Below are 13,213 nucleotides of genomic sequence, written 5' to 3' on the forward strand. Positions count from 1 at the left end.
TTACTGCTTGCCTTCGGGCTTCTTCTCTTCCGGCTTTTTGGCCTCCGGCTTGAAGTCCACGCCTGCTTCCTTGCGCTGCTGCGGCGTGATGGGGGCCGGCGCCTCGGTGAGGGGGTCGTGGCCGCCGCCGGACTTCGGGAAAGCGATGACGTCGCGGATTGACTCGACTCCTGCCAGCAGCGACACCACGCGGTCCCAGCCGAAGGCGATGCCGCCGTGCGGGGGTGCGCCGTACTTGAAGCCTTCCAGCAGGAAGCCGAACTTGGTCTGGGCGTCCTCCCTGTCCAGGCCCATCAGCTCGAAGACGCGTTCCTGCACCTCGCGCTGGTGGATACGGATGGACCCGCCGCCAATTTCGTTGCCGTTGCAGACGATGTCATAGGCGTAGGACAGCGCCGACTCAGGATCCTTATCGAAGGTGTCCAGGAACTCCGGCTTGGGTGAGGTGAAGGCGTGGTGCACCGCGGTCCACTGCCCCCCGCCGACGGCGACGTCGCCGGAGGCAACGGCGGCAGCTGCCGGCTCGAACATGGGTGCGTCCACAACCCAGCAGAAGGCCCACGCGCTGGGATCGATCAGGCCGGTGCGGTGGCCGATCTCCACGCGGGCAGCACCCAGGAGGGCACGCGAGGGCGTCTTCTCACCGGCGGCGAAGAAGATGCAGTCGCCGGGCTTGGCGCCAACGGCGTCGGCCAGTCGCGCGCGCTCGATGTCCGTGAGGTTCTTGGCGACCGGACCGGCGAGCTCGCCGTCCTCCTTGTACAGGACGTACGCCAGGCCCTTGGCGCCGCGCTGCTTGGCCCATTCCTGCCAGGCATCCAGGGCACGGCGTGCCTGCGAAGCACCGCCGGGCATGACCACTGCACCCACGTAGGGAGCCTTGAACACGCCGAAGTTGGTGTCCCTGAAGAATTCAGTGAGCTCGGTCAGCTCCTGGCCGAAGCGAAGATCCGGCTTGTCGGAGCCGTACCGGGCCATGGCGTCGGCGTAGGTGATGCGCTGGATGGGCGTGGGGATGTCCACTCCAATGAGCTGCCACACTGCCTTGACGATGTTTTCGCCCAGCCGGATGATGTCGTCCTGGTCAACAAAGCTGGCCTCGATGTCCAGCTGGGTGAATTCCGGCTGCCGGTCCGCGCGGAAGTCTTCGTCGCGGTAGCAGCGTGCGATCTGGTAGTACTTCTCGAAACCGCCAACCTGCAGCAGCTGCTTAAAAAGCTGCGGGGACTGCGGCAGGGCATACCAGGAACCCGGGGCCAGGCGTGCCGGAACCAGGAAGTCGCGGGCGCCTTCCGGCGTCGAACGGGTCAGCGTGGGGGTCTCGATCTCCACGAAGCCCTCCTGGTGCAGCAGGTCGCGGGCCACGCGGTTGGCTTCGGAGCGGAGGCGCAGGTTGCGGCTGGGGCCAGGGCGGCGCAGGTCCAGGTAGCGGTGCTTGAGGCGGGCTTCCTCGCCGACTTCCACGTGCTCATCAATCTGGAACGGCAAGGGATCCGAGGTGTTGAGGATGGTGACGTCCTCCGCGATGACCTCGATCTCGCCGGTGGCCAGCGCGGGATTTTCGTTGCCTTCCGGACGCCTGGAGACAGTGCCCTTGACCTGCAGGACGTACTCGTTGCGCAGCCCGTGGAACACTTCTTCCTCGCGGACCACCACCTGGGCGACGCCGGAAGCGTCGCGCAGGTCCACGAATGCCACACCACCGTGATCACGACGGCGGCCCACCCAGCCGGCCAGGGTTACGGTTTGTCCAATGTGCTCGGAGCGAAGGGATCCGAGGTCATGTGTGCGCAGCACAGCACGCCTTTCTGCGGGAAAACAGTGGGAAGTTCAATATGATCGTTGCGGGAACGATCCCGTCCGAGTTTACCCGCTGGAAAGGGACTGCCGCCGCATGAGCGAACCGCAGCAGCTGCAACGCCGCTTGGGAACCTTCGATGCTACGGCCATTGGCCTCGGTTCCATGCTGGGCGCCGGCGTGTTTGTGGTATTCGCCCCGGCGGCCGCGCTTGCGGGGAACTTGCTGGTCCTGGCGGTGGTGGTCGCGGGCATTGTGGCGTACTGCAATGCCGTTGCTTCCGCAGCCCTCGCCGCGAAGTACCCCACCAGCGGCGGGACCTACGTATACGGCCGCAAACAGCTCGGTGAGTGGCCGGGCTTTATTGCCGGGTGGGGTTTCGTGACAGGCAAGACGGCATCGTGCGCGGCCATGGCTTTGACATTCGGCAGTTACGTGGCGCGGGACTATGCCGTACCGGTGGCCGTAGCTGCCGTGATAGCCCTCACCGGCGTCAACCTGCTGGGCATTACCCGTACCGCCCTGCTGACACGGATCCTGCTGTGCATGGTCCTGGCGACGCTCGTCTTTGTTGCCATCGCCTCGGTGCTGGGCCCGCACCCTGCCGCAGGGACAGCGGGCGCGCAGTCCGGCGGCCTGGCAGGGGTCCTCCCGGCCGCGGGCCTGATGTTCTTCGCGTTTGCCGGCTACGCCCGGATTGCCACCCTTGGCGAAGAGGTCAGGAATCCGGCGAAGGCCATCCCGCGGGCGATTTTGGCGGCCCTGGCAGCCGCCTTCGCCATTTACCTGCTCCTGGCAGTGCTCCTGCTGGCGCATCTCGGAGGGCGGCTTTCCAATTCCGGAGCCCCCTTGCTTGATGCAGTACTGGATTCCCGTCTGGCCCCTGCCGCGCCGCTGGTGCAGGCGGGCGCCGCCGCCGCGTGCCTGGGCGCGCTCCTTGCGCTGATCACCGGCGTGGGGCGGACCACCCTGGCCATGGCACGGGAACGCGATCTTCCAGGCCCACTGGCAAAAGTGGGCGGCACCCACACGGTTCCGGTCGTGGCGGAACTTGCCGTGGCCGCCGTCGTCATCCTGCTCCTGCTGACCACCAACGTGATGACGGTAGTGGGCTTCTCAAGCTTCGGTGTGCTGGTGTATTACGCGGTGGCGAACGCGGCTGCCTACACTCTTGCCGTCCACCCGGGCTATGCTCCCCGGTGGCTCAACGCGGTGGGTTTCGTGGGGTGCGTGGTCCTTGCCTTCACGCTGCCGGCGGCCCCGGTCCTGACCATGGCGGCGGTCATCGCCGCGGGCGTGGCGGGACGCTGGCTGGTGCTCCGATTCCGGCAGCACCAGCCACGTCGTTAGACGGCCGCGCTACACCGAAGCCGGAGCCGGTGCGGTTGTTTCAACCTGCACCGTGAGGTCCTCCAGCGGCGGCATCCAGGTTTCGGGGGCTGCCAGTACCTGCTCGCCGGTGCGGATGTCCTTGACCTGGTGGGTACCGTCCTCGTCCGTAAACCAGACGAAGGGAATGCCGCGCCGGTCGGCGAACTTGATCTGCTTGCCGAACTTGTCCGCCTTCGCCGCAACTTCGGTGGGGATACCCCGGCTGCGCAGCAGGGCGGCGACGTCCTGGGCGGCGCCCCAGCTGTCGTCATGGTTCAGGGCCACCAGCACCGCGGTGGGGACTGAGCGGGAGGCCTTGGCCAGGTCCTGGCTCAGGATCCGGGACACGAGGCGGGTGACGCCGATGGACAGGCCTACGCCCGGGAACTTGCGGTTGCCTTTGGACGCCAGGGCATCGTAGCGGCCGCCGGAGCAGATGGAGCCCAGCTGTTCGTGGCCCACCAGCACGGTCTCGACCACCGTCCCCGTGTAGTAGTCAAGGCCGCGCGCGATGCTGAGGTCTGCGAGGACCTTGCCCGGAGCTCTCTGCACCGCGGCGTCAATCACCTGTTCCAGTTCGTCCAGGCCTTCGTCCAGGAGGTCATCGCTGACGCCCAGGGCGCGGACCTGGGCCACGAAGGACGTGTCCTCGGTGCGGATGGCGGCCAGTTGCAGGGCTTTGGCGGCCTGCTCGTCAGAGGCGCCGAGCTCAGTCTTCAGCAGTTCGGCCACCTTGTCGGGACCGATCTTTTCGAGCTTGTCGATGCTGCGCAGTACCCCTGCGGTGTCATCGAGCCCGATGCCGCGGTAGAAGCCTTCGGCGAGTTTCCGGTTGTTGATCCGGAGCCGGAAGTCCGGGATGGGCAGGGAGCTGAGGGCCTCGGCGATCACCAGCGCAATCTCCACGTCGTAGCGGAAGGGAAGGTCGCCGTCGCCCACCACGTCGATGTCGGCCTGGGTGAATTCCCGGGCGCGGCCTTCCTGGGGCCGCTCCCCCCGCCACACCTTCTGGATCTGGTACCTGCGGAACGGGAAGGACAGGTAGCCGGCGTTCTCCACGACGTACCGCGCAAAAGGCACTGTCAGGTCGAAATGCAGGGCAAGCGCGTTGGGATCGGCCTTGCCGCCCTTGACGGGGTTGTCACTCTCGTCCTCCTGGAGCCGGCTGAGCCCATACACTTCCTTGTCGATCTCACCCTTGCGGAGAAGCTGGCCAACAGTTTCCACTGCGCGGGTTTCGATCGAGCCGAACCCATGCAGTTCAAAAACCCGGCGCAGGGTATCGAGCACATGCAGCTCCACCAGCCGCTCCTCGGGAAGCCACTCGGGGAATCCGGACAGGGAGGCGGTGCGTGCCATGGGGAAGGTTCTCCTTAGGGATGGAAGGCACGGCGGGCTGCCTGACGTACCCCGTTAAGAGGCAACGTGCGGCGGCAGCACAGCCAGCCATGCATAAACTATGTGCGGCAGCCAGTTTATGCGGCATCCGTGTGCATCTCTAATGCGGCGGAAGCGGGCAGTCTGGCGCCTGATGACTGCGCCCTGCGGCCAACCGCCGGGCACCAGCAGACCGACGATGAGGAGGACCCTTGGCGGCCAGTTCACGCAGTGCCCGCGAAGCAAAACGGCGCATCCAGCAAATGGAAGCCAAGCGTGAGCTCCGGCGCGGCCAGGAGAAGCGACGGAAGCGCGACAACCTCGTCGCCGCCGGTGCGGGGGCCGCCGCCGTGGCGCTCGCCGTCGTCCTTCAACTCACCGCATTCGCCGGAAACCCAACGGAGGACGAATACGCTGCCGCGCAGGCAGGACTGACGGAACCATCCGCCTCGGCAAGCCCGTCCGCCACGCCGTCGGCACCGGCAACCAACGGACCGAACATTCCCGCTGCAGACACTGCCGCCGGCAAGACCTTCACGGGCCAGCTGCTGCTGAACGGCAGCCCGCTTGGCGTGGAAGTGGATGGCACCAAGGCGCCGCAGGCGGCCGCAGTCTTCAAATCGCTCAGCGACCAGGGCTACTTCAACGGCAAGACGTGCCACAGGCTGACCACTGCCGACAAGTTCGGCGTGCTCCAATGCGGGTCCCCCAACGGAGACGGCCAGGGCGACCCCAATTACACGTGGGGCCCGCTGGAGAACACCCCTGCTGACAACACCTACCCTGCCGGCACCATCGCCGTCGCCCGTACGGGCAACAACGCTTACGGCAACGGCACGCAGTTCTTCATCGTGTACAAGGACACCGTTATCCCGGCGGACGCCGCCGGCGGCTACACGGTAGTGGGAAAGGTGACGTCCGGCCTGGATGTTGTGTCCAACATTGCTGCCGCGGGAATCACCCCCGGCGCCAGCGACACGGACGGCGCGCCAAAACAACCAGTCACGATAGACTCGTTTTCTCTGAAGTAGGAAGCCGGGCCGCACGGGCCACGGTGAGCACGTGAGTATTTCCCTCCAAGCGAAAGACTTTTAGCGGTGACAGACAGTCAGAAATCCGACGAAACAGCAACAGACCTGACCGAAACGGCGGCGGCTTCGGACGCCAACGAAGGTACGGACGCACCTGCCGCCCAGTCCCCTACGGCCCCTGAGGCGCCCGCAGCGCCGGCACCTGCTCCCGGACCGCGGCCGTCTGCACCCTCCCCCGCAGCCTTCGCATCGCGGCCCAAGCCCGCTGCCGCCGCCCCGGCCGCAGCTCCGGTTCCTGCCGCGCCCAGCACGTCTGTCGCCGAGGCTTCCAAATGGGGCCGGGTAGAGGGAGACGGCCACGTTTACCTGAACATCGACGGCGGAGAACACCCGGTCGGCCAGTACCCCGGCGTCAGCGACGACGAAGCCCTGCTTTACTTCGCGCGGAAGTACGACGACGTGCTGGCGCAGATCGTACTGCTGGAGCAGCGGGTCAGCTCCAAGGCCCCCAGCACCGACATGCAGAAGACGGTGACGCACCTGCATGAACAGCTGGCCGAACGCAACATGGTGGGCGACCTCCGCGCAGCCGAGGCACGTCTGGACAACCTGTCCGGCCAGATCGCCGAGCTGGAAAAGGCCGAAAAGGCTGAGCACGACGCCGTGCGTGCCTCTGAGCTGGCGGCGCGCGAGGCCATCGTCGCCGAGGCCGAACAGATTTCCGGCCAGGATCCGACCCAGACGCAGTGGAAGACCTCCAGTGCCCGGATGAACGAGCTTTTTGAGAACTGGAAGGCAGCCCAGAAGAGCGGCGTGCGGCTGGGCCGCAGCAATGAGGACGCACTGTGGAAGCGGTTCCGTGCCGCCCGGACCGTCTTCGACCGCCACCGCCGCGCCTACTTCTCCCAGCTGGACAGCAACAACTCCGCCGCAAAGGCCGCCAAGGAGAAGCTGATTGCCGAGGCTGAGGCCTTGTCAACGTCCACGGACTGGGGTTACGCCGCCGGCGAGTACCGCAGGCTGATGGACCAGTGGAAGGCATCCCCGCGGGCCAGCCGCAAGGATGACGACGCGCTGTGGGCCAGGTTCCGTGCCGCCCAGGACGTCTTCTTCACCTCCCGCCAGGCCGCCAACGACGAGATCGACCAGGAATACGCCGCGAACCTCACGGTCAAGGAAGCGCTCCTGGCAGAGGCCAACACCATCCTCCCGGTCAAGGACCTGGCGGCCGCGAAGAAGGCACTCCAGTCCATCCGCGACCGTTGGGAAGAGGCCGGCAAGGTGCCACGCGCTGACATGGGCCGGGTTGAGGCCGGCCTGCGGAAGGTGGAGGACGCCGTTCGCCAGGCGGAGGAAGAGCAGTGGCAGCGGTCCAACCCGGAGCGCAAGGCGCGTACCAACAGCGCGTTGTCCCAGCTGGAGTCAGCCATCGCAGGCCTTCAGGAAGACCTGGCCACGGCTGAGAAGAGCGGCGACGACGGCAAGATCAAGGCCGCCCGCGAAGCCTTGGAGGCGCGCCAGGCCTGGCTCGACCAGATCCAGCGATCCGCCAGCGAACTCTCCTGACCTTTTCGGCCAGCTGACGCGCACAGGCCCTGTCCCGGTTATCCACATAACCTGGACGGGGCCTGTGCCTGTTAAGGGCACGCGGGCAGGATGGGGATATGGCCACACCTTCAGTTGCCCCCGCCGGCGCTCTCCGCCCGGACCGCCAGGCCACTTCAGCCGACGCCGCCGTTATCGCCCGCTTTCCGGAGTTATACGCTCCGGGGATGCCCTTCGCAGGGCCCGAACTGCAGTCCCTCGCGGCAGACGGACTGCTGGCCCGGTTCCATCACCAGGGCTACACCCTCCCTGGGGTAACCGCTTCTCCACAGCTGCGGGCCAGGGCGGCGGCCGGCGCGGTCCCGGCGGCCATCCGGCAACGGGTGGTGGCCGGGCGGATGACAGCAGCATGGATCTACGGATGCGCTGCCGAGCCTGACCGGCTGGCGCTGCTGGTGGACGCGAAACGGAGGGTGTCCAGCCTTCGGAATACCCGCGGCTGTACTTTGCATGAGGTCCGGCTGGGGCCCCTGGATGTGGTCAGCCTGGGCGGACTCATGGTCTCCAGCCCCTTGCGGACAGCACTTGATGTCGCCCTGCATGTTGAACCCGAGCGGGCCGTTCCGGCCCTGGCTGGCCTGCTGGCCCGCCCGCAGAACGATGTGAAGCTTCGTCTCCTGGTACGCGCCATCGAGGCGACACCCCGGGTCCCACACAAACGCGCTGCCCTGGAAAAACTTGCCCGGCTAGCTCCGGCGTTTGTTCCCGGTGGTCCGGTAGACGTCGAAAACCCCGTCGATCCTGCGGACGGCACTTAGTACGTGGCTGAGGTACTTGGGGTCGCCCATCTCGAAAGCGAACTTCGAGATGGCCACCCGGTCCGTGGAGGTGTGGACGCTGGCCGCGAGGATGTTCACGTGATTGTCGGAGAGCACACGCGTCACGTCCGAGAGCAGCGACTTCCGGTCCAAAGCCTCCACCTGGATTTCCACCAGGAAGACGCTGGATTGCGTAGGGGCCCAGTCCACATCGACGATCCGGTCCGGCTGGTCCTTCAGGTCGGAGATGTTGGTACAGTCCGTGCGGTGCACGGAGACCCCGGACCCGCGGGTCACAAAGCCAAGAATGGGGTCCGGCGGAACGGGCGTGCAGCAGCGGGCGAGCTTGACCCACACATCGCCCACGCCGCGCACCACCACGCCGGAGTCCGAGAAGCGGGCCTTCGTGACCTGCGTGGGGATGCTGACTTCTTCAACGTCGTCATCGGCGCTCTCGTTGCCGCCCAGGCTCTCGATGAGCTTTTCCATGACCGACTGGGCGGAGGTATGCCCGTCGCCTACGCCGGCGTAAAGGCCCGAAATGTCGGCGTACTTGAACTCTTCCGCCACGGCGGCCAGCGCCTCATGGGTCATCAGGCGCTGCAGCGGAAGGTTCTGCTTCCGCATGGCACGGGTCAGCAGTTCCTTGCCGCGGTCGATTGCCTCTTCGCGGCGTTCCTTGCTGAACCACTGGCGGATCTTGTTGCGCGCCCGGGCGCTCTTGACGAAGTGCTGCCAGTCCTGGCTGGGCCCGGCGCCCTCGGCCTTGGAGGTGAAGATCTCCACCCAGTCGCCGTGGTTCAGTTCGCTGTTGAGCGGCACCAGTTTGCCGTTGACCCTGGCGCCGATGGTGCGGTGGCCAACTTCCGTGTGCACGGCGTAGGCGAAGTCCACCGGCGTGGATCCGGCGGGCAAGGCCATTACCTCGCCCTTGGGCGTGAAGACGAACACCTCGCGGGCGTTGATTTCAAAGCGCAGCGAGTCCAGGAACTCACCCGGGTCCGAGGTCTCCTGCTGCCAGTCCACCAGGGAACGCAGCCAGCCCATGTCGCCGTCGCGTGGGCTGCCGGGACCCACTGCGGTGCGGTTGGGCTGGTCCTTGTACTTCCAGTGGGCCGCCACGCCGTATTCTGCGCGTCGGTGCATCTCGTGGGTGCGGATCTGGATTTCCACCGGCTTGCCGCCCGGACCGATCACCGTGGTGTGCAGCGACTGGTACATGTTGAACTTGGGCATCGCGATGTAGTCCTTGAACCTGCCGGGCAGCGGGTTCCAGCGCGAATGCATGATGCCCAGGGCGGCGTAGCAGTCCCGGACCGAGTCCACCAGGACGCGGACGCCCATGAGGTCGTTGATGTCGTCGAAGTCTTTGTCGCGGACGATCATCTTTTGGTAGATGGAGTAGTAGTGCTTGGGCCGTCCCGTAATGGTCGCCTTGATCCGGGCGGTGCGCAGGTCCTCGGTAATCTGGTCCCGGATCACCCCCAGGCTCTTTTCCCGCTCAGGGGTCCTGTCCCCCACCATCCGGACGATCTCTTCGTACACCTTGGGGTAGAGCGCTGCGAAGGACAGGTCCTCAAGTTCCCACTTGATGGTGTTCATGCCCAGTCGGTGCGCCAGCGGAGCGAAGATTTCAAGGGTTTCACGCGCTTTGCGGGCTGATGATTCGGCGGAGACGAAGCGCCAGGTGCGGGCATTATGCAGCCGGTCAGCAAGTTTGATCATCAGGACCCGGATGTCTTTGGCCATGGCCACGACCATTTTGCGGACTGTCTCCGACTGGGCGGCCTCGCCGAAACTGACCTTGTCCAGCTTGGTGACCCCATCAACGAGCATGGCCACTTCCGGGCCGAAGTCCCGTTTGAGGTCCGCAAGCGTGTAGGGGGTGTCCTCCACGGTGTCATGGAGGAGGGCCGCGGCCAGTGTGGTGCCGCTGAGGCCTAGCTCAGCAAGGATGGTGGCCACGGCCACCGGGTGGGTGATGTACGGGTCGCCGCTCTTGCGTTTCTGGCCCCGGTGGCTGCGTTCAGCTACGTCGAAGGCACGCTGGATGAGGTCGAAGTCCTCTTTGGGATTATTGGCGCGGACAGTCCGGAGCAGCGGCTCAAGGATGGGCGAGTAGGTTGCGGTGCCCCGGCCGGTCAGGCGGGCCAGGCGGGACCGGGTGCGTTCACGGCGGCCAGGGAATGTGGCACGGGATCCCGAGTTGTCCACCGGGACCAGGGAACCGGGGCGCGCCGGGGCTGCCGAACCGGCCTGAACACCGGCAGGATTCTTTTCTTCCTGTGCCGTTGGCGCCGCCGCCGAACGTTCTTCCAATGAAGCACCCCTCACCACCGTTTTAATTACCCCAGTCTATTCCTCAAGGCACCCACTTTTATAACCGGGAAAGAATGGGAAGAGGCCGGGCAGCGCACAGTGTGCGCTGCCCGGCCTCTTCCGGATCGCGGGACGGCCTTCCGGGGCTGGTCAGGCCTGGGCCGGCGACGCCGGGGCCGGCCGTTCCGCCGCCCCCGCCCGGCGTTGCTGCACCCGCCGCGCCTGCTTGACCAGGTCCGGTTCGCCCTGCCGGAGCCATGCGTACATCGGAGCGGCAACGAAGATGGTGGCTGCGGTGCCGATCAGGATCCCGACGAACAAGGCCAGCGACAGGTCCCGCAGGGTTCCCGCCCCCAGGAGCCCTGCACCAATGAACAGGATGGCGCCCACGGGAAGGATGGCCACCATCATGGTGTTGATGGACCGCACCAGCGTTTGGTTGACGGCGAGGTTTACTTCTTCGGCGAAGGTGCGCCGCGTGGACGCATCAATGCCCGAGGTGTTCTCGCGGATCTTGTCGAAGACCACCACGGTGTCGTAAAGGGAGTAGCTCAGGACCGTCAGGAAGCCGATGATCGCCGACGGCGTGACCTCGAAATCGCTCAGCGCGTACACGCCGGCAGTGATGAACATAGTCACGGCCATGCCGGCGAGGGCAGAGACGGACATCTTCCATGTGCGGAAGTACAGGGCCATCAGCAGCGCCGCAAGCAGAACGAACACCACCAGGCCGATCAATGCCTGCTTGGTCACATCAGCACCCCAGGTAGGTCCAACGAACGTGGACGTTACCTCGTTGTCGGTGACCCCGTAGGCCCCGGTGAGGCCCTGCTTGATCCGCAGGGTTTCATCGTCGGTCAGCTTGTCCGTCTGGATCCGCATGGTGTTGCCGGCCACGTTGGCCACCCGCGGAACACTGCCGGACACGACGTCCGTGACAGCCTTCTCGCCAACGGTGGCATCTGTGGTCTTGACGTTCGAAACCGTGAACTCGGAACCGCCACGGAACTCGATGCCGAGGTTGAAGCCGCCCTTGGCCACCGGGATGATGATGGAAAGGGCCACTCCCACCGCGGCGATGATGAACCAGATTTTCTTGGCGCCGACGAAGTCGTAGGAGCGTTTCCCGGTGTAGAGCTCGTTGCCGAAAGTGGCGAAGCCTGACATTACTTGTTCTCCTTCGCGGAGGTCTTGGACGAGCCGGCCAGCTGTTCCTGCTTCTCTGCCAAACGCCGTTCGGCGATCGTCATGCGGCGCTCGGCCTCTGCAGCCGCCCCGGTGTTCTTGGAGCGGACTGCCACAGGCCTGTCTTCCGGCGTTCGGATGCGTCCGGCACCGCGGTACAGCGGTACGGCGCCCAGCCGTTCGGGATCCAGGCCGGAGAACTTGTGTCCTTCGCCGAAGAAGCGTGTGCGGGCCAGGAGCTGCAGCGTGGGGTGGGTGAACATGAACACCACGATGAGGTCGGCGATGGCGGTCAGGCCAAGCGTGAAGGCGAAACCGCGCACGTTACCCACGGCAACGAAATACAGCACGAGTGCCGCGAGCAGGTTGACGGCCTTGGAGGCCAGGACGGTGCGCTTTGCGCGCTTCCAGCCGTTTTCGACGGCGGACACCAGGCCACGCCCTTCGCGCAGTTCGTCGCGGATTCGCTCGAAGTAGACGATGAAGGAGTCTGCCGTCTGGCCAATGGCCACGATGATGCCTGCCACGCCGGCCAGCGAAAGACGGTAGTTCTCCGTCCATCCAAGGATGGCGATGGCGAGGTACGTCAGGGCACCTGCCACCACCAGGGAGGCGATGGTGACGAAGCCGAGGGCACGGTACTGGAACAGCGAGTACACCACCACGAGCAGTAGCCCGATCAGGCCGGCAAGCAGGCCCATCCGCAGCTGCTCCCCGCCGAGGGTGGCGGAAATCTGCTGTTCGCTCTGGATGTCGAAGCTGATGGGCAGTGCGCCGAACTTCAGCTGGTCGGACAGTGCCTTGGCCGTCTGCTCGGTGAAGCCGCCGGTGATCTGGGGACGTCCGTCGGTGATCACTGCCAGCGCGCGCGGCGCGGAAATGACCTGGTCGTCCAGGACGATGGCGAACTGGGACTTCGGGTCGGTGCCCGATTCACCGCCGGCGGCCACGTAGAACTGGTTCAGGCGCTCGGTGACGTCTTTGAACTTTGCTGTTCCTTCGGCGTCGAACTGGATGTTCACGGCCCAGTCATTGGTGACGGCACCCTGCGCACCCTGCTGCAGCTGGAAAGACGACGTGACGATGTTGCTGCCCTTGACCTCCACGGGACCCAGGATGTACTTGATGGCCGGAGACTTGGCGGTGGCAGGCTCGCAGGTGACCAGCGGCTTGGTGGGATCCGAGCGCTGGGACTTCTCGGCGGCAGCACTGTTGCAGTCCAGTGCCTCAAACTGCTTGTAGATGTCGGCGGTGATCCAGTTGGTGTCGCTGCTGTTGGCAGGCTGGGCCGTGGGCTTGGGCAGCTTGTCGTCCGGCGTACGCGACTCGGGCGGCACCGCTGCTCCGTCTCCGTTGAGGAGGACGGGGCGGAAGTTCATGTCCGCGGAGGCCTGGATCAGGTTGCGGGTTTCCGCGGAGGGTGTGCCCGGAAGGCTGACCACCACATTGCGCCCTGACTGGGTGCTGATTTCAGCTTCCGAAACGCCGGAGCCGTCGACGCGCTGGCGGATGATCGCCACGGCCTGGTTGAGTTGCTGTTCGTTGATGTCCGAACCGCCCTCGACCTTCGGGGCGAGGATCATTTGCGTGCCGCCCTCAAGGTCCAGGGCGAGTTTGGGTGCCCAGCTGGCCTGTCCGACGGCGGTCCCGCCGGCGAGGACGGCAGTCAGCGCTGCCAGGAGTACGCCAAGCCAGACCAGGACGCGGAGCCCCGGCTTCTTGCGGCCAGTTCGTGCCATTGTCGATCTTTCTCTTATTCGCGGAGGAAC

9 protein-coding genes are annotated in these 13,213 nt (G+C 65.7%); 4 read left to right on the forward strand and 5 right to left on the reverse strand.

What is annotated here, in order from left to right; genetic code table 11:
• Complete coding sequence (gene aspS / locus VXJ37_RS08435) at positions 1–1,797, reverse strand: aspartate--tRNA ligase (protein WP_331322593.1); 1,797 nt, start codon at positions 1,795–1,797, stop codon at positions 1–3.
• A gap of 97 nt (positions 1,798–1,894) precedes the next feature.
• Between aspS and VXJ37_RS08440 the strand changes: the two genes are divergently transcribed.
• Positions 1,895–3,148, forward strand: a complete 1,254-nt coding sequence (locus tag VXJ37_RS08440) for an APC family permease (RefSeq protein ID WP_331322594.1) — start codon at positions 1,895–1,897, stop codon at positions 3,146–3,148.
• 9 nt (positions 3,149–3,157) lie between these two features.
• Here VXJ37_RS08440 and hisS read toward each other — a convergent pair whose 3' ends face one another.
• Positions 3,158–4,528 carry a histidine--tRNA ligase gene (hisS, locus tag VXJ37_RS08445; protein ID WP_331322595.1) on the reverse strand — a complete coding sequence of 457 codons (1,371 nt, stop codon included), beginning with the start codon at positions 4,526–4,528 and terminating at the stop codon, positions 3,158–3,160.
• A gap of 230 nt (positions 4,529–4,758) precedes the next feature.
• Here hisS and VXJ37_RS08450 point away from each other — a divergent pair, with 230 nt between their 5' ends.
• From VXJ37_RS08450 to VXJ37_RS08460, 3 genes are all read left to right on the forward strand, one after another.
• Positions 4,759–5,577, forward strand: a complete 819-nt coding sequence (locus tag VXJ37_RS08450; protein ID WP_331322596.1) for a peptidylprolyl isomerase — start codon at positions 4,759–4,761, stop codon at positions 5,575–5,577.
• 66 nt (positions 5,578–5,643) lie between these two features.
• Complete coding sequence (locus tag VXJ37_RS08455) at positions 5,644–7,143, forward strand: DUF349 domain-containing protein (RefSeq protein WP_331322597.1); 1,500 nt, start codon at positions 5,644–5,646, stop codon at positions 7,141–7,143.
• Positions 7,144–7,241: 98 nt separating this feature from the next.
• Entirely contained in the window at positions 7,242–7,940 is a 699-nt protein-coding gene (locus VXJ37_RS08460; protein ID WP_331322598.1) for a hypothetical protein, read from the forward strand.
• Here VXJ37_RS08460 and VXJ37_RS08465 read toward each other — a convergent pair.
• The 3 genes from VXJ37_RS08465 to secD form a co-directional block, all read right to left on the reverse strand.
• Positions 7,869–10,259, reverse strand: a complete 2,391-nt coding sequence (locus VXJ37_RS08465) for a RelA/SpoT family protein (RefSeq protein ID WP_440589787.1) — start codon at positions 10,257–10,259, stop codon at positions 7,869–7,871. The two genes, VXJ37_RS08460 and VXJ37_RS08465, sit on opposite strands and share 72 nt — an antisense overlap.
• Positions 10,260–10,409: 150 nt before the next feature.
• Positions 10,410–11,426, reverse strand: a complete 1,017-nt coding sequence (gene secF / locus VXJ37_RS08470) for a protein translocase subunit SecF (protein WP_331322599.1) — start codon at positions 11,424–11,426, stop codon at positions 10,410–10,412.
• On the reverse strand, positions 11,426–13,183 hold the full coding sequence (gene secD, locus VXJ37_RS08475; RefSeq protein WP_331322600.1) for a protein translocase subunit SecD: 1,758 nt from the start codon (positions 13,181–13,183) through the stop codon (positions 11,426–11,428). Before secD ends, secF begins: the two co-directional genes overlap by 1 nt.
• Between the last annotated feature and the right edge of the window lie 30 nt (positions 13,184–13,213).

Source organism: Pseudarthrobacter phenanthrenivorans, from assembly GCF_036455295.1.
GTDB lineage: Bacteria > Actinomycetota > Actinomycetes > Actinomycetales > Micrococcaceae > Arthrobacter > Arthrobacter phenanthrenivorans_C.

Coding starts and splice junctions, on each gene's coding strand:
- VXJ37_RS08440 (WP_331322594.1), top strand. CDS start 1,895: ATGAGCGAACCGCAGCAGCTGCAACGCCGCTTGGGAACCTTCGATGCT.
- hisS (WP_331322595.1), bottom strand. CDS start 4,528: ATGGCACGCACCGCCTCCCTGTCCGGATTCCCCGAGTGGCTTCCCGAG.
- VXJ37_RS08460 (WP_331322598.1), top strand. CDS start 7,242: ATGGCCACACCTTCAGTTGCCCCCGCCGGCGCTCTCCGCCCGGACCGC.
- secF (WP_331322599.1), bottom strand. CDS start 11,426: ATGTCAGGCTTCGCCACTTTCGGCAACGAGCTCTACACCGGGAAACGC.
- secD (WP_331322600.1), bottom strand. CDS start 13,183: ATGGCACGAACTGGCCGCAAGAAGCCGGGGCTCCGCGTCCTGGTCTGG.